This window comes from Pseudomonas sp. R1-43-08 (genome assembly GCF_003852255.1).
Classification (GTDB): domain Bacteria; phylum Pseudomonadota; class Gammaproteobacteria; order Pseudomonadales; family Pseudomonadaceae; genus Aquipseudomonas.
The window spans coordinates 4,042,031-4,065,491 of sequence record NZ_CP027734.1; the positions used below are offsets into that span (position 1 = coordinate 4,042,031).

Here is a 23,461-nt window from a genome sequence, read left to right on the forward strand (position 1 = left end):
GCCTCGCCGCCCTCCAGTGCGTTACCCTTACGTCTTATGTGTGTTTTCCCACAAGGATTTAAGAAATGTCCGAGCCAGTTAAACAGCGCGCTCACGGGCAGGCCCACTGCAAGGATTGCAGCCTGGCCCCCTCTGCCTGCCACTTTCATTGAATCTGGAAGACATGGATGCGCTGGACGACATCGTTAAACGCGGCCGACCACTGAAGAAAGGCGAGTTTCTGTTTCGCCAGGGCGACAAGTTCGATTCCGTTTATGCAGTACGTTCCGGGGCGTTGAAGACGTTCAGCCTCAGCGACGGCGGCGAAGAGCAAATCACTGGCTTCCACTTGCCCAGCGAACTGGTCGGGCTGTCCGGGATGGACACCGAGATTCATCCGGTGTCGGCCCAGGCGCTGGAGACTACGTCGGTATGCGAAATCCCCTTCGAGCGCCTGGATGAACTGGCCTTGCAACTGCCGCAATTGCGCCGTCAGTTAATGCGCGTGATGAGCCGCGAGATTCGTGACGATCAACAGATGATGCTGCTGTTGTCGAAAAAAACCGCCGACGAGCGCATCGCGACGTTCCTGGTCAACCTGTCGGCGCGTTTCCGCGCCCGCGGGTTTTCGGCCAACCAGTTCCGCCTGAGCATGTCGCGCAATGAAATCGGCAATTACCTGGGCCTCGCAGTGGAAACCGTGTCCCGCGTATTTACCCGCTTCCAGCAAAATGCACTGATTGCCGCCGAGGGCAAGGAAGTGCATATCCTCGACCCCATCCAGCTGTGCGCGCTGGCCGGCGGTTCCCTGGAAATGTGATCCAGGGTCTGCGGCCAAGCGAACCCGCGAGGCCGCAGGTATACTTCGAGTCCGTTTTCCGCCCAGGACTCTTCGACGATGACTTTCGATTCGTTCGACATCAAATCCCTGATCCGCCCCGTCATCGACTTCCCCAAGCCTGGGGTAATCTTCCGTGACATCACGCCATTGTTCCAATCACCCCGTGCCCTGCGCCTGGTCGCCGACAGCTTTGCCCAACGCTATGTCGAAGCCGATTTCAGCCATATCGGCGCGATGGATGCGCGCGGTTTCCTGATCGGCTCGATCATCGCCTACCAGCTCAACAAGCCACTGATCCTGTTCCGCAAGCAAGGCAAGCTGCCGGCCGACGTCCTGGCTGAGGGTTACCAGACCGAATATGGCGAAGCCTTCCTTGAAGTGCATGCCGACAGCCTGTGCGAAGGTGACTCGGTGCTGATGTTCGATGACTTGATCGCCACGGGCGGCACCCTGATTGCTGCGGCGAACCTGGTGCGGCGCATGGGCGCGAAAATATTTGAAGCCGCGGCGATCATCGATTTGCCGGAGCTGGGTGGGTCGCAGCGCTTGGAAGACATGGGCATCCCGACGTTTTGCCTGACGCAGTTTGCCCTGACCGAGCGATAAGTAGTGCCCTCATTGGCCCCATCGGGGGCAAGCCCTAATGCCAGTCAGTTAAGCGTACACCGCCGTCTGTAGGAGCGAGCTTGCTCGCGAAAAACGTCAACGATAACGCGTGCTTTCTGAATGAACGCGGTGCCTGTGAGTTTTTCGCGAGCAAGCTCGCTCCTACGAAAAGCCTTAACTGACTGGCATTAGGGCAAGCCCCCCTCCCACATTGGGTATTTGCAGTGGTCGTTAGAGGGCGATCGGCTTACGACCGGCGAAGGAGTGCGCCAAGGTGCCGCCGTCGACCAGTTCAAGTTCGCCACCCAGGGGCACACCATGGGCGATACGCGAGGTGATCAACCCTTTGTTGCTCAGCAATTGGGCGATGTAATGCGCCGTGGCTTCGCCCTCCACCGTCGGGTTGGTCGCCAGGATGATTTCGCTGAAGGTGCCCTGCTCTTCAATCCGCGCCACCAGTTGCGGGATGCCGATGGCTTCCGGCCCCAGGCCATCGAGCGGCGACAAATGGCCTTTGAGCACGAAATAACGCCCGCGGTAACCGGTTTGCTCCACCGCGTACACATCCATCGGCCCTTCCACTACGCACAGCAGCGTGTCGTCGCGACGTGGGTCGGCGCATTGCGGGCAGAGTTCTTCTTCGGTCAGGGTGCGGCATTGGCGACAGTGGCCTACGCCTTCCATGGCCTGGCTCAAGGCCTGGGCCAAACGGGTGCCGCCGCTGCGATCGCGCTCCAGCAATTGCAGCGCCATACGCTGGGCGGTTTTCTGGCCGACGCCCGGCAAGGTACGCAGGGCGTCGATCAGTTGGCGAATCAGGGGGCTGAAGCTCATGGGCGAAGGGTCCGACAAAACAACGAGACGCGGTTTATACCCGCGCCTCGGATTAGCGTCAAATGCTCAATCCTGTGCGACGCGCACCACCAACTTGCCGAAGTTGCGTCCCTCGAGCAAACCGATAAAGGCTTCAGGTGCCTGCTCCAGGCCGTCGACCACGTCTTCGCGGAACTTGATCTTGCCATCGCGCACCCAAGGCGCCATGGCGCTCAGGAACTCGGGTTGACGATCACCGTAGTCGTCAAACACGATAAAGCCCTGAATGCGCACCCGCTTGGTCAGCAAGGTGCGTTGCAGCGCCGGCAGGCGATCCGGGCCGCTTGGCGCTTCATGGGCGTTATACCCGGCGATCAGCCCGCAGAGCGGAATCCGCGCCTTGGGGTTGAGCAGCGGCAGCACGGCATCGAACACCTTGCCACCGACGTTTTCATAGTAGATGTCCACGCCGCTGGAACAGGCCTGCGCCAGCTCGTTGGCAAAATCTGCGCCCTTGTGGTCGATACAGGCATCAAAGCCCAGCTCATCCACCACGTAGCGGCACTTGTCCGCACCGCCAGCAACCCCCACTACGCGCAAACCCTTGAGCTTGGCGACCTGGCCCACCACCGAGCCCACCGCACCGGAGGCAGCCGCCACGACCAGGGTTTCACCGGCCTTGGGCTGGCCGATGTCCATCAGGCCCATGTAGGCAGTCATGCCTGGCATGCCCAGCACACCCAGGGCCATCGACGGGCTCGCCAAGCCATTGGGCACCGGCATCAGGTTGCGACCATCGCTGATGCTGTGGCTTTGCCAGCCGGTGGAGCCCACGACCAGGTCGCCCACTTCGAATTTCGGATGACGTGACTGCTCGACACGGCTGACAGCGCCACCGGTCATCACCTCGTCGATTTCCACCGGCGCGGCGTAGGACGGCGCGTCGCTCATGCGTCCGCGCATGTAGGGGTCCAGGGACAGGTAGAGCGTCTTGAGCAACACCTGGCCGTCCTCCAGCTCTGGCAGGGTTACCCGTTCGAGGCGGAAATTTTCCGGGGTTGGCGCGCCTTGAGGGCGTGAAACCAGGACGATGCGTTGGTTGAGCGTCGGTTCTTGAGGCATCAGGGGCTCCTTAGCGAATGCATGCGTATAGGGTGCAGACCCTGATTGTTGCGCCAGGGTTCAGATCCAATAGGCACATACAAAAATGCCAGGCACGAGGCCTGGCATTCGGGTGCAGCGCAAAGCCGGTCAATCAGAACGGCAGCTTCATACCCGGTGGCAGTTGCATGCCAGCGGTCACGCCGCCCATTTTTTCCTGGCTGTTGGCTTCGATCTTGCGCACGGCGTCGTTGACGGCAGCGGCGAACAAGTCTTCCAGCACTTCGCGGTCGTCATCGCTGACGCCCTCGAGCAGGCTGGGGTCGATGCTGACGCGCTTGATGTCGTGACGACCGGTCATCACCACGCTGACCATATCGCCACCGGCTTTACCGGTGACTTCGGCGTTGGCCAGTTCTTCCTGCATCTTGGCCATCTTTTCCTGCATCTGCTGCGCCTGCTTCATCAGGCCGGCCATGCCACCTTTCATCATGGGAATCACCTCAAAAGTACGTGGATCAAATTAGTCGCCCGGTTCATGACGCCTGGGGCGCCGGGGCTTCGACAGGTTCAATAGTATCGTGACGGACGACCGCACCGAACTGTTGCATCATTTGTTGGATAAGCGGATCAGCCTGGATCGACGCCTCGGCGTCGCGCTGGCGGTTCAGGCGCCGACGCGTCGCAGCCTGGGCCGGGGTTTCCTGCTCGGGCTTGATCAACTCGATGGCGATGGTCAGCGTGCGCCCATGGTACTGGTTGAGCGCATCATTGAGCCGGCGCTGCTGAGTGGCATTGAACAAGGCGCTGTGGGCCGGGTCCAGGTGCAGCAGCCAGTGGTCGCCGTCGATGGTAATCAACGTGCAGTTGGCCGCGATACTGGCGGTCATGCCGGAGATCGGCAATTTTGGAAACAATTCCAGCCATTGCAGGGCCAGGCCGGTGGCCGGGGCGGCGGCAGGCTCCGCCTCCGGCTCAGGGGCCGGCTCGGCGGTGTGTTCGCTGGCAAGTTCGTCCAGGTAGCTGTAGGCCGAATCCATGTCCGGCTCGATGTAGTCTTCGTCCAGCGGCGGTTCGTCGTCCAAGTCGATACCGGGGGTGGCCGCCTCAACCTGGGCGACAGTCGGCTCGGGCACAGGCGCGGATACCCACTCCGGCGCATCCGGCACCACGCTGTCCGGGGTTGGCGTGGGCATGGGGGTCAACTCCGGCTGCTCGCCGGTGGTGTCCAGGACCGGCTCCACGGCGGGCTGTTGCTCGGGCTCGACGGGCGCTTCAACCGGGTCATTCCAGGGCAGATCGACCACCGGGGCGACTTGCGGCTCTGGTTCTGGCTCGATAACCGCTTCAGGCGCGGCCACCGGGGCGGCAACCACAGGCTCGGGAACCGCTGCGGGCGCAGCCACTACTGGCGCAACCACCGCCGCGCCAGCCACTGGTTTGGCGGAATCAACTGTGGCCTGGCTGATCCCCACTGGCTTTAGCGGCTGTCTCGGCGCATCCGCCGAGTCGGCGGGCCGGAAGGCCAGCATCCGCAGCAGCACCATCTCGAAGCCCCCTCGCGGGTCCGGCGCCAGGGGCAGGTCACGGCGGCCGATCAGGCCCATCTGGTAATAGAACTGCACATCTTCGGCCGGCAGCGCCTGGGCAAGCGCCAACACGCGGTCGCGGTCGCCATGGCCGTTATCGACACCCTCAGGCAATGCCTGGGCGATGGCGACGCGGTGCAGCACATTGAGGATTTCCGAGAGCACACCGTTCCAGTCCGGGCCCTGCTCGGACAAGTGGCGCACGGCTTCGAGCAACGCCTTGGCGTCGCCCTCGATCAGCGCGTGCAGCACGTCGAACACCTGGCCGTGGTCCAGCGTGCCGAGCATGGCGCGCACATCGGCGGCCAGGACCTTGCCTTCTCCGAAGGCGATGGCCTGGTCGGTGAGGCTCATGGCATCACGCATCGAGCCATCGGCAGCGCGGCCAAGCAGCCACAGCGCGTCGTCTTCGAACGGTACATTCTCGACGCCCAGCACGTGGGTCAAATGCTCGACCACCCGCTCAGGGGTCATGTTCTTCAGGGAGAACTGCAGGCACCGCGACAAAATCGTCGCAGGAAGTTTCTGCGGGTCGGTGGTGGCCAGGATGAATTTGACGTAGGGCGGCGGCTCTTCCAGGGTTTTCAACAGCGCGTTGAAGGAATGGCTGGACAGCATGTGCACTTCGTCGATCAGGTAGACCTTGAAGCGGCCACGGCTCGGCGCGTACTGCACGTTGTCGAGCAGCTCGCGGGTGTCTTCGACCTTGGTGCGGCTGGCGGCGTCGATCTCGATCAGGTCGACGAAACGCCCTTCGTCGATCTCGCGGCACACCGAACAGGTGCCGCAAGGGGTCGATGTGATACCGGTTTCACAATTCAGGCATTTGGCGATGATGCGCGCAATCGTGGTCTTGCCCACCCCGCGCGTACCGGTGAACAGGTAGGCGTGGTGCAGCCGCTGGCTGTCCAAGGCATTGATCAGAGCCTTGAGCACATGGGTCTGGCCGACCATTTCGCGGAACGAGCGCGGGCGCCATTTACGTGCAAGAACCTGATAACTCATCGAAAACCGTCGCAACTGGGAAGCGGAAGCCGGTAATGCTAGCGGAGCAGGGGGGAAATTGCATCCGGCACGCTCATAAAGTCGCCTCCCGCCGGTTTAAATCTTCGGCGCCACCAAGCGTGCGTACTGCTCCTGGCTGATCCAGCCCGTGAACGAACGGTCATCGGCATTGATGAACTCGACCTGCGCCCAGCCGTCCTTGAAGGCCAGCACCCCCACCACATCATTCTTGACGATGTAGGGTCGCTTGGCGGCTTTGGCACCCGGGGCTTTCAACAGGTAAGCCTTGTCGGCCGATACAGTCACCAAACCGATCCATTTTTTCCTGGCGGTCTGGCTCAGCTCCAGGCCCGTCGCAATCTCTGGCATCAACACATTGATGCAACCAGGATGCTGACGGCCTTGCGCCACGGTCAGGCTCACCCCGTCGGACGCCGCCGCCACGCTGCCGGGATACGCCACATCGAGCCAGGTGGTCAGCGCCGCGGGCGTGCCCTGCAGAAAAAACCTGCAGCCCCGCGTCACGCCCTCGCCCAGGCTTTCCGAGTAGAACCCTTCGACCTGCTGCTGCGGCGTCACTGCCAGCATCAGCCCTTCGTACTTACCCGAATGCAACGCGGCCGAGCCTGCCAGGGCCGGCACCACGGCGCACAGCGACAACACACCTACCGCCAGAAAACGAATCATCTTATTTCTTCCCTTCCAGTAGGTCGTAGGCCTGCTTCATCAGCACGTCGTAGTTGCCATAGTCCTCACCGTTATAGTTGCGGGCCATGGCGGTAAAGTCCTTGTTTTTCATCGCACTCATCAACGCGGTATTTTTGCCGCAAAGGGCCAGGTAGGCCTTGAGCTGATTGCCGGCATTCACTTTCATTGACGCTACGAACTCAAATACCGTCTTGAACCCGCACGACGCGAAATTGAACCCCATGATCTGGAACATGCCCCACGAGGCCGACATCAACGCTGCTTCCTGGTCCAGCGCAAACGCAGTGGCCATGGTTTCCCAGGCCTTGACCTGATCCTTGTTGTTGGCCTGCCACTGCGGCCCGGCTTTTTTCTTGTAGATGTACGACAGCAGCGGGTGCGCCTGGTCGTAGATGTGCTTGGTGTATTTGCGAAATTGATGGCCTTCAAAGGCGATGATCGGCAACTTGGCCGGCCCGAAGCCCACCTTCCCGCCCGACTCCACGGTGGCGAATGCCTTGATGACATTCACCGAGATACCGTTGCCCAGTTGCTTGGCAGCGTTCTGGAAGTCCGTTTCGCTCAGCGTCGTGCCGCCGTCGCAGGTGGCCTGCATCATCAGCTGCCGGTTACGCCGTTCGGCCTCGATCACCGCGCGCACCTGGTTGAGGTAGACATTGACCGTGGCCTGCACCGCATCGGCATTGTTATTGCCGAACGCGTTGAGAAAGCTCGGAATACGCGTGGTCGGGAAGGCCTGCACCGGCACCTTCACCGCCTCTTCGATCAAGCTGTTGAACGTACGCCCGGTGGGGTCGATGACGCCATCGGGGTGGGCATATTTGAGATGACGGAACTGGTACTGGCTGATGCACTGCACCAACTGGCCGTCGCATTTGCCGTTTTCGGGCAGGGGGAAACCCATTTTGGGGATGATCAGGTTGAATAAATACTGGATGCACTGAACATCGGCAGGCAAGTTGCGAGCTTTACCGGGCGCGCCGACCGAGGCACTGATAAGACGAGGCAACCCTTGCAGGCTTTTCATGACAGACATCCTTGTGAGTTAAAGAAGTGAGAGCACTTCAATACCGATCCGCGCCGTTGGCATACGCCGAAACAAGCAGCCGGCGCACGCTAACAAGGTGGTTTGGGGTTGTCCAGAGGGGGTTTGGAAAGTTGTGAATCAGCCAGGGTAAATCACTCAGTAGCCATGCACGTCACGGGTCTTCTGGTACTGGTGGTAGTCGATCCACTCGACCACGTCATAGGGCAGATAAAGCTGCGTTGTGGCCCGGGAAATGGCGATATACACCGCGCACAGGCGCTGATCGAACGCATAGGCGTCCTTGAATTTCACATTGGTCAACAGCTCAGGCGTGAGCAACACCTGATCGAATTCCATGCCGCCAGCGTCCTGGGCCAGCATCAATAAACAGCGCTCGCCCGGATGGCCGCTCAGCCTGTTCAAGCGGGTCACGTCGGCGACGTTGAAGCCTTTTTCCAGCTCGGCCTCGACCCACAGGAATGCCTCATCGAACCGGCACGCGTCGCGCACTTGCTGCCAGTCGGCCAGATCGCTGAAAAACGGATGGGGCCCGCGGTCACTGTGCTCGCTGCCATAGAACTCTGGCTTGAACAGCGCAATGACGGTGTCCATGAAGTGCTTGAGGTCCTGCTGCGCCTCATTGCTGGGAAAGGCACAGGCACAACGCTCTTCGCTCAGTTGGATGAGCCATTTCATGGTGTCCCAGTGGGACGCGGTCAGCACCACGCAGCCGGGTGGCGGTACGAAGCCTTGGGGATACAGCTCGATACCGACATCAGCGTCCCGCGCGCCTTCGAAGAGCACCTTGCTTTTCTCGGAGTGCTGGCTGATCAGCGGATTGACCAGGCGCTCGACATTGCGCCCGGAACGCACGGAGTAGCTCACATCCGTGTGACGAACCTCACGGGCACGCCTGACCATCACCCCGCTGGCCTGCTGATACTCATCGCCCAGGGTAATCAGCACCTGGCGACCGCGTTCGATGATTTGCAGCAAGGGCGCCGGAATGTCCTGGCTCTCGTCAATCAGCACATGGGTATAGCGGTCAGGCACCACACTGCCCGCCAGGCTTGCGCGCTTGATCATCAACAAGGCTTCGAACCCGGTGTGGCTGCTCCAGGCCGCATTCGCCTCCAGGTAGCCCCATAACCGGCTGGAATATTCGACCAGCGCCTGGGCATCGACAGAGGACAACGGTTGCTTGAAATGCGGCAGATGCTTGGCCGACAGGCTGTAATCCCAGGAGCGGCAGTAGCTTTCAAGCACCTTGAGGCACACATCCAGCACCGCCTGCCCTTCCAGGCGACGAAAACCGAAGATGTTCAATTGCTGGGCCAGTGCCTGTTTGCTCGGGACGCGCACTTGCGTATTCACCGGCTGCGGCCTGGGGCCATGCAACAAGGCATGCGCGAACGCCTGGAAGGTGTGCCCGGCCTTTCGCTCCCGCGTGCCCACCATGCGTGCGCGCAGGGTCTCGAGCTTGGCCGGCGTACGTGCCAGCAGCAGGGTCTTTTCGGGGCGCAAGTGCTCCATCAGCGCCACCAGCAGGTGACTCTTGCCAATGCCGGCGTACCCCTGGACGTGCAGGTCTTCGTTCAGGTTGGCGCGAAAGGTCCTGACCAGTTTGTCCTGCTCGGCACTCAACCAGCGCTCGCGGTGCCTGGGCGTGACCATCTGCTGGCGGAACGGGTTGTTGGCCTTGAGGTGACGAACTTTGTATTCGACGTCCCATTTTCCGTCGGGCAACAGGTAGGTTCGCGCCAGGACTTCATCGGCCAGCAGGAAACGCAACTTCAGGCTCTTGACCACATTCAGGCCGAAGTACAGCTTGCGTGGATCAAACAGCCGCTGCGCTTCCGACAGCAAGCTGACGGTGGCTGAATGCCTGGCATCCACCGCCCAGCCAATGAGCTTGGCCAGCACCCGTTCAGCGCCCACCGCGCTCAATTCGTTTTCCGGCATTTGCGCAAGATTCTGGATCACCAGCACCGCTGCCAGCTCTGGCTCGCTCAGGGCGACGAGCGCATTGGCAGCGTCGGCGCCCAACAAACCCGCACAGGTTTCGTCCGTGATCGGCAGGAATACAGGGCTGGATAGATCAAAATGTTCCGAATGCATACAGCCTCATAGCCAGGGGAGAAACGCTTGGGAGTATGCCACTCGCGGTGAAATAGCCGTCATGAACTGTGCAACAAGCGTCACAGATGATTGGCTGGGGATATGGATTCAGAGAAGGGTACTACAGGAAGGAGCGTTATGGAGGCAACCCCACCAGCCACACCCCGGCACACAATGTTCCCGCTGTGGCTGCTGCCTTCCGGCTCTGACCAGGTTCACGGGTAATCGTTGCGGGGGGACCGATGGGGTCACCATAACGACGCTGGCCTCTCGGCAAGCGGGGCCATTGTACCGATCTCATCGGAAGTTACAACCGTAAAAAATGAGAAGCTTCAAGTACTTGCCATGGCCTTCAACAATGACGCTATCCAATGTGGGAGGGGGCTTGCTCCCGATGGCGGTGGGTCAGCCACTGATGAGTAGGCTGATACTCCGTCATCGGGAGCAAGCCCCCTCCCACACTGGCTGATCATTGTGCCTGTAGGACCTCATCGGCCCGGCCGCCCTCTTCCTGGATTACCAGGTGGATGAAGTGCAGCTTGGCGATCACCGCTGGCGGCAGCACGAAGGGGTAAAAGTCCGGCTGGCCCATGCTGCGCGACAATTCGTTGAGCATGCCGGCCAGTTCGATCCAGGCGTTGACGAAGGAGAGGAACGCCGCACCGCCAGGGTGCTCGGGGTCGTACAGCGTGGTCAGGGGGAACGGCTGGTAATCCAGGTCCATCTCGCGGGCGCTCATGCCGAAGCCCAAGGCGGTGTCGACCGCGTCCATCATGTGCAGGTAATGCGCCCAGGTTTCGGCCCAATCTTCCCAAGGGTGCATGGTCGCGTAGGCGCTGACGCAGTTTTGCTGCCAGTCCGGACGTGGCCCGTTCTGGTAGTGCTGGTCGAGCGCGTCGGCATAACTGGCGCGTTCGTCGCCGAACAGCCTGCGAAACGGCTCAAGCCAATGGCTGCCTGCGATCAGGCGATCCCAGTAATAGTGGCCGACCTCATGACGAAAGTGCCCGAGCAACGTGCGGTAGGGCTCGCGCATCTGCACGCGGATCTTTTCCCGATGGGCGTCGTCGGCTTCCTTGATATCGAGGGTGATCAGGCCGTTGGCGTGACCGGTGGTGGGCGCATTGCCTTGCAGGTCGACGCCGACGAAGTCGAATGCCAGGCCAGTGTCTTCGTCGACGCGTTTGGGCACCACCTGCAGGCCCAGGCTGATCAGTTGCGCCACCAGTCGGCGCTTGGCGGTTTCCACCTTGCGCCAGCGTTCGGGATTTTCCGGGACGGACAAGTCGGGGATGGTACGGTTCAGGCTGCAGGCCACGCATAAGGGAAAGGTGCTGTGCGCCGGGATCAGCCAGTTGCAGGCGGCCGGGGTCTCGAGGTTGGCGCACCGGCGAAAGGCGCCGGCGTCGAGGTTGTCGTCCATGAGCCAAGTGCCGACTGCGGGGCCGGGCTGCAGTGAGGACAGGCGACTTTGCCAGGGGTGATAGCCCAGCAGCGCCGAGCAGGCCAGGCATTGGCTGTTGCGAAAGAACAACGACTGGCCGCAGCGGCATTGCCATACCTTGCTGTTACGCGAAGATCCGGCCATGAACGGTGCAGCGATACGCGAGCTGAGCTGGTCGAAGTAGCGGAACATGGCGATCTTTCCCTGGGATGACTGAGACTAGATCATTTCCCTCGCAGGATCGTTCCCACGCTCAGCGTGGGAATGCATACGGTGACGCTCCGCGTCATGCCTTGGAAGAGCAGACGCGGAGCGTCCGGGGTGGCATTCCCACGCGGAGCGTGGGAACGATCGTCATACGGGGATATTGTGCCCGGCCAGGAACGCGACGAAGGCCTCCTCGTCCAGCACTTTAAGCCCCAGTTCGCTGGCTTTGGCCAACTTGGAACCAGCGCCGGGCCCGGCCACCACGCAATGGGTCTTGGCAGAAACGGAACCGGCCACCTTGGCGCCGAGGCTTTCCAGCTTGTCCTTGGCCACGTCGCGGCTCATCAACTCCAGGGAGCCGGTGAGCACCCAGGTATGCCCGGCTTCCGGCAGGCCTTCGACGACCTTCTTCTCGCTCTGCCAGTGCATGCCGAAGTCTTTGAGCTGCTGCTCGATGGCCAGGGCATGGCGGGCGTTGTCCGGATTGTCGAAGAACTCACGCACGGCCTTGGCCTGTTTTTCGGGCAGGGCCTGGCGCATGTCCAGCCAGTCGGCCTTGATCACGCCTTCGAGGCTGCCGAACTTGTCCGCCAGTTTTTGCGCCGCGCCCGGCCCCACGGAGGGCACGTGCAGCTTGTCGAGCAGGCCGCCCAGGGTGGTGCTGGCGGCGAATTCGGCGCTCAGGTCGCCCTGCTCCTGCAATTGCAGGGCGCATTCATCGGGCGAGAGCAGCGCGCCGATCACGTCCTGGTTATGGCTGTCTTCAAAGAAGCTATGGATCTCGTGCGCCACTTCCAGGCCCACGTCCGGCAAGTATGTCAGCACCTCCGGCAATGCCTTCTGCACACGCTCGAGGGAGGCCAGGGAGCGCGCCAGCACCTTAGCGGTCTCCTCGCCCACATCGGGAATACCCAGGGCGTAGATAAACCGCGCCAGGGTCGGCGTCTTGCTGTTTTCGATGGCGGCGATCAGCTTCTTGCTGGAAATATCGGCAAAACCTTCCAGGTCGATGATCTGCTCGTACTTGAGCTTGTAGAGGTCGGCGGGCGAGCCGATGAGTTTTTCATCCACCAGTTGCTCGATGGTCTTGTCGCCCAGGCCGTCGATGTCCATGGCGCGGCGCGAGACGAAATGAATGATCGCCTGCTTGAGCTGCGCGCCACAGGCCAGGCGCCCGACGCAGCGGTACACCGCGCCTTCGCTGACGGTTTCCTTGCCCTTGCTGCGCTTGACCAGCTGCGTGCGCTCCACATGGGAACCGCATACCGGGCAGTGCTCGGGGATCTGCACGGCGCGGGCGTGCTCCGGGCGACGCTCGGCCACCACCAACACCACCTGCGGGATCACATCCCCGGCGCGGCGGATGATTACTGTATCGCCGATCATCAGGCCCAGGCGCGCCACTTCGTCCATGTTGTGCAGGGTGGCGTTGGACACGGTCACGCCCGCCACCTTGACCGGCTTCAACCGTGCCACGGGCGTGACGGCGCCGGTGCGACCGACCTGGAATTCCACGTCGAGCAACTCGGTCAGCTCTTCCATGGCCGGGAATTTATGCGCAATGGCCCAGCGCGGCTCGCGGGCGCGGAAGCCCAGTTCACGCTGGGAGGCGATGCTGTTGACCTTGAACACCACGCCGTCGATTTCATACGACAGGCTGTTACGCCGCGCGCCGATGTCGCGGTAGTAGTCCAGGCATTCCTGAATGCCCTTGGCCAGTTTCAGTTCATGACTGATCGGCATGCCCCACTTCTGCAACTGCTTGAGGTTACCGATATGGGTGTCACTGATATCCGCCGTCACCTGGCCGATGCCATAGCAGCAGAATTCCAGCGGGCGGCTGGCGGTGATCTTCGAATCCAGTTGGCGCAGGCTGCCGGCGGCCGCATTGCGCGGGTTGGCGAAGGTTTTGCCGCCAACCTCCAGTTGTGAGGCATTCAGGCGTTCGAACCCGGCCTTGGACATGAACACTTCACCGCGTACCTCCAGGGTGGCCGGCCAGCCGCTGCCGTGCAGCTTCAACGGGATGTTACGCACGGTGCGCACATTGACGCTGATGTCTTCGCCGGTGGTGCCATCGCCTCGGGTCGCGCCGCGTACCAACTCGCCGTCCTGATACAGCAGGCTGACCGCCAGGCCGTCCAGCTTCGGCTCGCAGCTGTATTCGACGCTGGCGAACAGGTCACCGGCCGGCAGGTCCAGCCCCTCGGTCACCCGCCGATCGAATTCGAGCATGGTCGCTTCATCGAAGGCGTTGCCCAGGCTGAGCATGGGGATTTCATGCCTGACTTGGGTGAACGCCGACAGCGCCGCACTGCCGACCCGCTGCGTCGGCGAATCACGCGTCACCAGTTCCGGATGCTCGGCCTCCAGGGCCTTGAGCTCATGGAACAAGCGGTCGTACTCGACGTCCGGAATGCTCGGCTCGTCGAGGACGTGGTAGCGGTAGTTGTGCTGATCCAGTTCAGCGCGCAGTTCAAGGATGCGGGTATGGGCGGCGGTCATGGGTGTTCTCTCATAAAGCAAAAGAGCAGCCGAAGCTGCTCAATATGTTAGTGCGCTTATTCTACTGACAACGCCGAAGCGCAATCCTCAGCGTTTCTGTGTCAGGGCGCGACGCTCGAACTCGACGATGCGCTGACGGTAATGCTCGATAGTCTGGGCGGTGAGCACGCTGCGCTGGTCGTCCTTGAGCTCGCCGTTCAGTTCCTGGGACAGCTTGCGCGCTGCAGCCACCATCACATCGAACGCTTGTTTCGGGTGACGCGGGCCTGGCAGGCCGAGGAAGAAACTGACCGCCGGGGTGCTGAACAGGTCGATATCGTCCAGGTCGAACGTGCCCGGCTTGACCGCGTTGGCCATGGAGAACAGCACTTCGCCGTTACCCGCCATGCTTTCGTGACGGTGGAAAATATCCATCTCGCCAAAGCGCAGGCCACTTTCAAGGATATTCTGCAACAGCGCCGGGCCTTTGAAGCCACCGGCATCGCGGCAGATCACACTGATCACCAGCACTTCTTCAGCGGCCGGCTGATCATTGACCGATTGGCGCGGGGCGTTCTTGCCGGCGTTTTCATCCGGGAAGTCATCGTCACGGCTGCTGAAGCTCGGGCCTTCGTCGACATCGAGGTTCAAGTCGCCCTGATGCGGCTCGGCCACGCCAGCACTGCCGCGCTTGCCACGCTTGGACGACGGCTCACGGGCTTCACGCACCGGCGCGCTCATCGACGGCAGGTCGTGCTCGTCCAGTTGCGGTTCCTTGTGGGTGTCCAGCACACGGGGAGGCCCCAGCAACTCGGCGCTGCCGTCGTCGTCGGGCAAGTTGGACAGGTTCCGGTCCAGGCGGAATTTAAGCTTGCCCTTGCCACCGCGCATGCGGCGCCAGCCATCAAAAAGAATACCGGCAATGACAATGATGCCGATGACGATCAGCCACTCGCGCAGACCGATTTCCATGTAATCCCGTGCCTCTATAAAAAATGCTGAAAAATAAGGGGTTTAGCACCGTGCAAACCGCTTTAAAACGTGGCGCCAACTCTATGTTCTGACTGACGTTTTGCCCACGCATACGAAAAATTGACATTAAACTAGCACGACCAAAGATAACTTTACACCGTCTGTCAAAATGCCTTGAACAAATATGTCCATTTGCCACTTTTGCCAAACCGGTAAATCGCCCTACGGCGTGCCGTAAAAATTCCTTCCTGCCTTACCTCAGGATTCCACCATCTTCATCGCTTCTTCCACATCCACCGCCACCAAACGCGAACAGCCTGGCTCGTGCATCGTCACGCCCATCAACTGATCGGCCATTTCCATGGCGATCTTGTTGTGGGTGATATAGATGAACTGCACGGTCTGGGACATCTCCTTGACCAGCCGAGCGTAGCGTCCAACGTTAGCGTCATCCAGCGGTGCGTCAACTTCGTCGAGCATGCAGAACGGTGCCGGGTTCAGCTTGAAAATGGCAAATACCAGCGCCAGCGCCGTCAGGGCCTTTTCGCCGCCGGACAACAAATGGATGGTGCTGTTCTTCTTGCCCGGAGGCCGCGCCATGATCGTTACCCCTGTATCGAGTAGATCTTCGCCCGTCAGTTCCAAGTAGGCGCTGCCACCACCGAAAACTTTTGGGAATAACGCCTGTAAACCGCCATTAATCTGATCAAAGGTATCCTTGAAGCGGTTGCGGGTCTCCTTGTCGATCTTGCGGATCACGTTTTCCAGGGTGTCGAGGGCTTCGACCAGGTCGGCGTCCTGGGCATCCAGATAACGTTTGCGCTCGGACTGTTGCTGGTACTCATCGATGGCCGCGAGGTTGATCGCACCGAGTCGCTGGATACGCGCGGCAATCCGCTCAAGTTCTTCTTCGGCGTCTTTTTCGTTGGCCTGGGCGGTCAGTGTGTTGAGCACGCCGTGCAGGTCATAACCGTCTTCGAGCAATTGATCCTGCAAAGTCTTGCGGCGCACGGTCAGGGCTTGCCATTCCATGCGCTGTTGTTCGAGCTGGCCGCGAATCAACTGGGACTGCTGCTCGGCCACGGTGCGGCGCTTTTCGGCGTCGCGCAGTTCGCGGTCGGCGTCTTCCAGGGCGATCTGTGCGGTCTTGAGTTCTTCGTCGACGCTCATGCGTTTGTCGAGCAGTTCTTCAAGCTTGAGGCGCAGCTCTTCAAGGGGCGCTTCGCCCTCCTCCAGGTTGAGGCTCAGTTGCTCGCGCTTTTCAGTGAGGCGTTCCGACTGCATCTCCAGGCGCTCGAGGGCCTGGCGCGTGGAATCATGTTGGGCACGCAACGAGCCCAGGCGCACCGCCAATTGGTGGGCGTGGTCCTTGTGCTGGCGGGCCTCCTGGCGCACGCGGTCGAGGCGTTCGCGCAGGCTGTCGCGCTGGGCCAGCAGCAGTTCGCGCTGCTCGGTGTCCAGGGCCATGCTGTCGAGGGCTTCCTGCAGGTGCAGGCGCGCTTCGCCGACCTGTTCATGCTCCAGGGCGCGCTGTTCGCCCATCTCGGCGACTTCTTCGTCAAGGCGGGTGCGGCGCAGGGTCAACTGTTCGACCTTGGCCTTGCTCGCCGACAACTGGGCTTTGAGTTCGCCTTGCTGGCGCGCCTCGTCCTGCAACAGACGGCGCAGGTGTTCGCGGCCGGTCTCTTGCTGGCGCTGGGTAGCGCGCAGGGTTTGCAGTTCGGTTTCCAGGCTTTCCAGGGTGGCTTCGCGCTCTTCACGCTCGGCGCTCAGGTTGACGATTTCCTGGCCACGGGCCAATACGCCGCTTTCAGCTTCGCTGGCGCGACGCACGCGCAGAAAGTGCCGGCCGACCCAGTAACCGTCGCGGCTGATCAGGCTTTCGCCGGCCGCTAACTGGCTGCGCTGGGCCAAAGCCTGCTCAAGGGTTTCCACAGGCTTGACCTGGCCCAGCCACGGCGACAGGTCAATCGCCGCCTCGACCTTGTCCAGCAGGCTGCCCGGCACGCGCGTGCCATCGGCGGCCGGGCTGAGCAGACGCAAGTCACCCTGGGCAAAACCGGCCAGGTCGAAGCCGCCAAAATCATCCACCAGCACCGCTTGCAGGTCGGCGCCCAACACGGTTTCCACCGCCAGCTCCCAACCGGCTTCTACTTTCAAACCCTCGGCCAGGCGCGGGCGTTCGGCCAGGTGCTGGTCGCGCAGCCATTCGGCGGTGCCGGTGCCAGGGTCCAGCGCGGCTTGCTGCAAGGCTTCGAGCGATGCCAGCCGCCCGTTAAGCCGCTGCAGATCGCCCTGGGCCTGCTGCTGCGCCTGGGTTGCGGTGTGCAGTTGCTGGCGCAATTGCTCAAGGCGTTCCACTTGCTGCGCTTCGCTGGCCTCGAGCTCTTCCAGGGTCATTTCGCTTTCGGCCAGTTGCTCGCTCAACTGCAGGATCGCCGCGTCTTCCGGGTCGGCGGCGAGCAACACGCGCTCTTCCTGCAGACGGCGCTGACGCTCGGCCAAACGCTCCATGCTGGTTTCCAGTTGCTGGATACGCGACTGCTGCACCTCGGCCTGACGCCGTGGTTCGGCGGATTTGAGGTTAAACGTGTCCCACTGCTCCTGCCAGCCGTGCATGCTGGTTTCGGCCTCTTCCAACGCCGCCGCTGCTTCTTCGGCGGCGGCGCTGGTGATTTCCTGTTCGGGGGTGAGCATGTCCAGCTCTTCGCCCAGGGTCAGCAGCAAGGTGCGGTCGTGACCCAGGTGCGATTCAGTCTCCAGGCGCGCGCGTTCGGCTTCCTTCAGATCGTCCTGCAACTGGCGCAGACGCTGCTGGCCGTGCTGGATGCTCTGTTCGACCCGGGCAATGTCGCCGCCCACCGAATAGAAGCGCCCCTGCACCAGATTGAAGCGTTCGGACAGCTCATGGTGCCCGTCCCGCAGGCGTTCGATACTGGCGTCGGCGTTGCGCTGCTCGGCCACCAGCGCTTCGAAGCTGACTTCCTGGGTGCCGATGATCGCCTCGCGCTGGCCAACCTGTTCGTTCAACGCCTGCCAGCGCAGGGCCGACAATTGGGCCTTGAGCTGGCGCTCTTCGGCCTTGTATTCCTGATACTTCTCGGCGGCCTGGGCCTGGCGGTGCAGGCGCTCCAGCTGGCGCTCCAGTTCTTCGCGCAGGTCGGTCAGGCGGGCGAGGTTTTCATGGGTGCGGCGGATGCGGTTTTCGGTCTCGCGGCGGCGCTCCTTGTATTTGGAGATGCCCGCCGCTTCCTCGATAAAGTTGCGCAGGTCTTCAGGCTTGGCTTCGATCAGCTTGGAGATCATGCCCTGCTCGATGATCGAGTAGCTGCGCGGGCCCAGGCCTGTGCCGAGGAAGATATCGGTGATATCGCGTCGACGGCATTTGGTGCCGTTGAGGAAGTAACTGTTCTGGCTGTCGCGCGTGACTTTACGGCGGATGGAGATTTCGGCGTAGGCCGCGTACTCGCCGACCAGGGTACCGTCGGAGTTGTCGAACACCAGTTCGATGCTGGCCTGGCTCACCGGCTTGCGGCTGGTGGAGCCGTTGAAGATGACGTCGGTCATCGACTCGCCGCGCAGGTTTTTCGCCGAGCTCTCGCCCATCACCCAACGGACGGCGTCGATGATGTTCGACTTGCCGCAGCCATTGGGCCCGACCACCGCCGCCATATTACTGGGGAAGTTCACCGTGGTCGGGTCGACGAAGGATTTGAACCCCGCCAACTTGATGCACTTGAGCCGCACGCTTAGGCGTCCGCCAACGCTGCGATCACCAGCGAGCTGCTGCGCTGGCAGTAAGCCGACAACACCAGGCGGATCTGCGCCAGGTCACGGGCCAGTACGGCAGCGAGCAGCTGTTCGAACAGCGTCAGGTACTCGCTCATTTCCGCCTTGCGCTGCTCCAGGGCCAAATAATAGGCACGGTTCATCGCCGGCTGCAGGTTCTCGACGGTTTCCTGCAGATACGGGTTGTTGGCGAAGGGGTACGCGGCGCGCATCACATTGAAGCTTTCTTCGACGAAGGCGCGGATGTCCTGGCGCTCATAGCTGGCCATCAGGCGCTGCTGGATTTGCAGGAAGGGCGCCATGTCGGCCTGGGTCTGCCAGCCTTCGGCAACCGCATTGCCGAGCAGGATGTACATCTCGCCCATCAACGTACACAGGCTCTGCACTTTGTGTGCGCTGAGTTCAGTGACGTGGGCGCCACGGCGCGGCAGGATCGCGATCAAGTGCCGGCGCTCGAGGATCAGCAGGGCTTCGCGCACGGAACCACGGCTGACATTCAGCGCCAGCGTGACTTTCTGTTCCTGGATCCGCTCCCCAGGCTTGAGATCGCCGCGAATGATACGTTCGGCGAGGTGGTGAGCGATTTGCTCGGCGAGACTGTCCGGCGCCTTGAACGTCATGTTTTCCCTTCAAAATCTGCTATCGGTACAAGCGCGGCAGTGTAGCGCATTGGCCCGCTGATGGCGCTACGCCCACGGTGGCGAATTTGGCATGAAACACGCAAGCCTGGAAAGCCACAAGCCCCTGAAAACACCGGTTCCAGAAGACTGAACCATAATTGAATAGGTTGTGACCGCAGTTTCTTGACCCTTAGGTCAGAAAATCATTGACCGAAAAGTCAGACATGACTAGATTCGGCGCAAAGCGGTTAACAACAATAATGAATCTGCGAGGCCTTCCGTGATCCAGTTTTTACTTAACCAGGAACTCCGTAGCGAGCACGCCCTGGACCCCAACCTGACCGTGCTCAACTATTTGCGTGAGCATGTGGGCAAATCCGGCACCAAGGAAGGCTGCGCCAGCGGCGACTGTGGTGCGTGCACCGTGGTGGTCGGTGAGTTGCACCGCAACGATCAAGGCGTCGAGCAGATTCGTTATCGCAGCCTCAATTCGTGCCTGACCTTTGTCTCGTCGCTGCACGGCAAGCAACTGATCAGTGTCGAAGACCTCAAGCACCAGGGCCAACTGCACAGCGTGCAGCAGGCGATGGTCGAGTGCCACGGTTCACAGTGCGGCTTCTGCACCCCGGGTTTCGTGATGTCGTTGTTTGCCCTGCAAAAGAACAGCGACGCCCCCGACAGCCAGAGAGCCCACGAAGCCCTCGCCGGCAATCTGTGCCGCTGCACCGGTTATCGCCCGATTCTGGCCGCCGCCGCACAGGCCTGCTGCAACAAGCCCCAGGACCAGTTCGACAGCCGCGCCGCCCAGACCATCGCGCAGCTCAAGGCGATTGCGCCGACGCAAACCGGTGAACTCAACAGTGGCGACAAACGCTGCCTGGTGCCGTTGACCGTCGCCGACCTGGCCGACCTCTACGACGCTTATCCGCAAGCCCGCCTGCTGGCCGGCGGCACCGACCTGGCGCTGGAAGTCACCCAGTTCCATCGCACCCTGCCGGTGATGATCTACGTCGGCAATATCGAAGAAATGAAGCGCATCGAATCCTTCGACGACCGCCTGGAAATCGGCGCCGCCACCGCCCTCTCCGACTGCTACGCCGCGCTGCACCACGAATACCCCGACTTCGGCGAATTGCTGCATCGCTTCGCCTCGCTGCAGATCCGCAACCAGGGCACCCTCGGCGGCAATATCGGCAACGCCTCGCCGATTGGCGATTCGCCGCCGTTGCTGATCGCCCTTGGCGCACAGATTGTGCTGTGCAAGGGCAATACCCGGCGCACCCTGGCGCTGGAAGATTACTTCATCGACTACCGCGTGACCGCCCGCCAGGACAGCGAATTCATCGAGAAAATCATCGTGCCCAAGGGCCACTCACTGTTTCGCGCGTACAAGGTCTCCAAGCGCCTGGACGATGATATTTCTGCCGTGTGCGCCGCCTTCAACCTCAAGCTCGACAACGGTGTGGTCAGCGAGGCCTGCATCGCCTTCGGTGGCATGGCCGCCACCCCCAAGCGCGCCAGGCATTGCGAGACGCAGCTGACGGGCGCCACCTGGAACGCCGCCACCGTGGAGAAAGCCTGCGCCGCCCTGGCCGAGGATTTCACCCCGCTCTCGGACTTCCGCGCCAGCAAGGAATACCGCCTGCTCAGCGCGCAGAACCTGTTGCGCAAATACTTCATCGAACTGCAAACGCCGCACATCGAGACTCGGGTGACCGCATATGTCTAACCATCACGCCGTGGAAAAAACCCAGGCTGAACTGGCCGAACTGTTCGCCCGCGACTTGACCTCCGGGGTCGGCCGCAGCGTCAAGCATGACAGCGCCGCCAAGCATGTCAGCGGTGAGGCGCAGTACATCGACGACCGCCTCGAGTTTCCCAACCAACTGCACCTGTATGCGCGCATGTCCGACCGCGCCCACGCGAAAATCCTCAGCATCGACACCGCGCCCTGCTACGCCTTCGACGGTGTGCGTATCGTGATCACCCACGAAGACGTACCGGGCCTGAAAGACATCGGCCCGCTGATGCCCGGCGATCCGCTGCTGGCCATCGACACCGTGCAGTTCGTCGGCCAGGTAGTACTGGCCGTGGCCGCCCGTGATCTTGAGACCGCCCGCAAAGCGGCCATGGCGGCGGTGATCGAATACCAAGACCTGGAGCCGGTACTGGATGTGGTCGAGGCGTTTCGCAACAAACACTTCGTGCTCGACAGCCACACCCACCAACGCGGTGATTCGGCCGGCGCTTTGGCAATGGCTCAACACCGCATCCAGGGCACGCTGCACATCGGCGGCCAGGAACATTTCTACCTGGAGACCCAGATTTCCTCGGTGATGCCCACCGAAGACGGCGGGATGATTGTCTACTGCTCCACGCAGAACCCCACCGAAGTGCAGAAGCTTGTCGCCGAAGTGCTCGACGTGTCGATGAACAAGATCGTCGTCGACATGCGCCGCATGGGCGGTGGCTTCGGCGGCAAGGAAACCCAGGCCGCCAGCCCCGCCTGCCTGTGCGCGGTGGTGGCGCGCCTCACCGGCCAGCCGACCAAGATGCGCCTGCCGCGGGTCGAAGACATGCTGATGACCGGCAAGCGCCACCCCTTCTACATCGAATACGACGTGGGCTTCGACGACGCCGGCCGTTTGCACGGCATCAACCTGGACCTGGCCGGCAACTGCGGCTGTTCGCCGGACTTGTCCAACTCGATTGTCGACCGCGCGATGTTTCATGCCGATAACGCCTATTACCTGGGCGACGCGACGGTGAACGGCCATCGCTGCAAGACCAACACCGCGTCCAACACCGCCTATCGCGGCTTCGGCGGCCCGCAAGGCATGGTCGCCATAGAGGAAGTGATGGACGCCATCGCCCGCCATCTGGCGCTGGACCCGCTGGCCGTGCGCAAGGCCAACTACTATGGCAAGACCGAGCGCAACGTCACCCACTACTACCAGACCGTCGAGCACAACATGCTCGAAGAAATGACCGCCGAGCTTGAGGTCAGCAGCCAATATGCCGAGCGCCGCGAAGCGGTCCGCCTGTACAACGCCCACAGCCCGATCCTGAAAAAAGGCCTGGCGCTGACCCCGGTCAAATTCGGCATTTCGTTTACCGCCAGCTTCCTCAACCAGGCCGGCGCGCTGATCCACATCTACACCGACGGCAGCATCCACCTCAACCATGGCGGTACCGAAATGGGCCAGGGCCTGAATACCAAGGTCGCCCAGGTGGTGGCCGAAGTGTTCCAGGTGGATATCGACCGCGTGCAGATCACCGCCACCAACACCGACAAGGTGCCCAACACCTCGCCGACGGCGGCCTCCAGCGGCGCCGACCTGAACGGCAAGGCCGCGCAGAATGCCGCCGAAACCATCAAGCAACGCCTGGTGGAATTTGCCGCGCGCAAGTACGACGTCAGCGAGGCGGACGTGGAATTTCGCAACGGTCATGTGCGCGTGCGTGAACACATCCTGAGCTTCGAGGCGCTGATCCAGCAGGCGTATTTCGCTCAGGTCTCGCTGTCGAGCACCGGCTTCTACAAAACCCCGAAGATCTTCTACGACCGCAGCCAGTCACGCGGACGGCCGTTCTACTACTTCGCCTTCGGCGCGGCGTGCTGCGAAGTGATCGTCGACACCCTGACCGGCGAATACAAGATGCTGCGCACCGACATCCTCCACGACGTGGGCGCCTCGCTGAACCCGGCCATCGACATCGGCCAGGTGGAAGGCGGGTTTATCCAAGGCATGGGCTGGCTGACCATGGAAGAGCTGGTGTGGAACAACAAGGGCAAGCTAGAGACCTGCGGCCCGGCCAGCTACAAGATCCCGGCCGTGGCGGACATGCCGCTGGACCTGCGGGTCAAGCTGGTGGAGAACCGCAAGAACCCCGAAGACACGGTGTTCCATTCCAAGGCCGTGGGTGAACCGCCGTTCATGCTCGGGATTGCCTCGTGGTGCGCGATCAAGGATGCAGTGGCGAGCCTGGGTGACTATCGGCATCAACCCAGGATCGATGCGCCGGCCACGCCGGAGCGGGTGTTGTGGGGCTGCGAGCAGATGCGGCGGTTGCAAACAAACGCCACTCAAGCTGCAACCGAGCTGGCTTGATCGTTCCCACGCTCTGCGTGGGAATGCCGGCCTGGACGCAGAGCGT

At 61.7% G+C, this 23,461-nt stretch carries 15 protein-coding genes, 1 other RNA gene and 1 pseudogene; 4 read left to right on the forward strand and 13 right to left on the reverse strand.

Annotated elements, in window-relative coordinates; translation table 11 throughout:
* The first annotated feature begins 65 nt into the window (after window positions 1-65).
* Window positions 66-799: pseudogene (gene fnr / locus C4J87_RS18475) on the forward strand (fumarate/nitrate reduction transcriptional regulator Fnr).
* Window positions 800-877: 78 nt separating this feature from the next.
* A complete protein-coding gene (locus C4J87_RS18480) occupies window positions 878-1,426 on the forward strand; it encodes an adenine phosphoribosyltransferase (protein WP_124363896.1) in 549 nt (182 codons plus the stop codon).
* 231 nt (window positions 1,427-1,657) lie between these two features.
* On the opposite strand, the gene recR is transcribed toward C4J87_RS18480, so the two are convergent.
* From recR to C4J87_RS18545, 13 genes are all read right to left on the reverse strand, one after another.
* Complete coding sequence (gene recR / locus C4J87_RS18485) at window positions 1,658-2,260, reverse strand: recombination mediator RecR (RefSeq protein WP_124363897.1); 603 nt, start codon at window positions 2,258-2,260, stop codon at window positions 1,658-1,660.
* Between the two features lie 66 nt (window positions 2,261-2,326).
* Window positions 2,327-3,361, reverse strand: a complete 1,035-nt coding sequence (locus C4J87_RS18490) for an NADP-dependent oxidoreductase (protein ID WP_124367932.1) — start codon at window positions 3,359-3,361, stop codon at window positions 2,327-2,329.
* 133 nt (window positions 3,362-3,494) lie between these two features.
* Window positions 3,495-3,833 (reverse strand): YbaB/EbfC family nucleoid-associated protein, encoded by a 339-nt coding sequence (locus C4J87_RS18495; RefSeq protein ID WP_124363899.1) that lies wholly within the window; start codon window positions 3,831-3,833, stop codon window positions 3,495-3,497.
* 43 nt (window positions 3,834-3,876) lie between these two features.
* Window positions 3,877-5,934, reverse strand: a complete 2,058-nt coding sequence (gene dnaX, locus C4J87_RS18500) for a DNA polymerase III subunit gamma/tau (RefSeq protein ID WP_124367933.1) — start codon at window positions 5,932-5,934, stop codon at window positions 3,877-3,879.
* A gap of 96 nt (window positions 5,935-6,030) precedes the next feature.
* Entirely contained in the window at window positions 6,031-6,621 is a 591-nt protein-coding gene (locus C4J87_RS18505; RefSeq protein WP_124367934.1) for a hypothetical protein, read from the reverse strand.
* A 1-nt stretch (window position 6,622) separates the two neighbouring features.
* Window positions 6,623-7,669 carry an N-acetylmuramidase family protein gene (locus C4J87_RS18510; protein ID WP_124367935.1) on the reverse strand — a complete coding sequence of 349 codons (1,047 nt, stop codon included), beginning with the start codon at window positions 7,667-7,669 and terminating at the stop codon, window positions 6,623-6,625.
* Window positions 7,670-7,825: 156 nt separating this feature from the next.
* Window positions 7,826-9,787 (reverse strand): hypothetical protein, encoded by a 1,962-nt coding sequence (locus C4J87_RS18515; protein WP_124367936.1) that lies wholly within the window; start codon window positions 9,785-9,787, stop codon window positions 7,826-7,828.
* 148 nt (window positions 9,788-9,935) lie between these two features.
* An RNA gene (gene ffs, locus C4J87_RS18520) (signal recognition particle sRNA small type) lies at window positions 9,936-10,032 on the reverse strand.
* 224 nt (window positions 10,033-10,256) lie between these two features.
* Window positions 10,257-11,423 (reverse strand): putative zinc-binding metallopeptidase, encoded by a 1,167-nt coding sequence (locus C4J87_RS18525; protein ID WP_124367937.1) that lies wholly within the window; start codon window positions 11,421-11,423, stop codon window positions 10,257-10,259.
* A gap of 162 nt (window positions 11,424-11,585) precedes the next feature.
* Window positions 11,586-13,943 (reverse strand): NAD-dependent DNA ligase LigA, encoded by a 2,358-nt coding sequence (gene ligA, locus C4J87_RS18530; protein WP_124367938.1) that lies wholly within the window; start codon window positions 13,941-13,943, stop codon window positions 11,586-11,588.
* An 87-nt stretch (window positions 13,944-14,030) separates the two neighbouring features.
* Complete coding sequence (zipA, locus tag C4J87_RS18535; protein WP_124367939.1) at window positions 14,031-14,894, reverse strand: cell division protein ZipA; 864 nt, start codon at window positions 14,892-14,894, stop codon at window positions 14,031-14,033.
* Window positions 14,895-15,152: 258 nt separating this feature from the next.
* A complete protein-coding gene (smc, locus tag C4J87_RS18540) occupies window positions 15,153-18,641 on the reverse strand; it encodes a chromosome segregation protein SMC (RefSeq protein ID WP_124367940.1) in 3,489 nt (1,162 codons plus the stop codon).
* 2 nt (window positions 18,642-18,643) lie between these two features.
* Window positions 18,644-19,303, reverse strand: coding sequence for a GntR family transcriptional regulator (locus C4J87_RS18545; RefSeq protein WP_124367941.1), 660 nt, complete (start codon window positions 19,301-19,303; stop codon window positions 18,644-18,646).
* A 280-nt stretch (window positions 19,304-19,583) separates the two neighbouring features.
* Here C4J87_RS18545 and xdhA point away from each other — a divergent pair, with 280 nt between their 5' ends.
* Both xdhA and xdhB read left to right on the forward strand, forming a co-directional pair.
* On the forward strand, window positions 19,584-21,032 hold the full coding sequence (xdhA, locus tag C4J87_RS18550) for a xanthine dehydrogenase small subunit (RefSeq protein WP_124367942.1): 1,449 nt from the start codon (window positions 19,584-19,586) through the stop codon (window positions 21,030-21,032).
* Window positions 21,025-23,415, forward strand: coding sequence for a xanthine dehydrogenase molybdopterin binding subunit (gene xdhB, locus C4J87_RS18555; protein ID WP_124367943.1), 2,391 nt, complete (start codon window positions 21,025-21,027; stop codon window positions 23,413-23,415). The genes xdhA and xdhB overlap by 8 nt, the downstream gene beginning before the upstream one ends.
* Window positions 23,416-23,461: the final 46 nt, after the last annotated feature.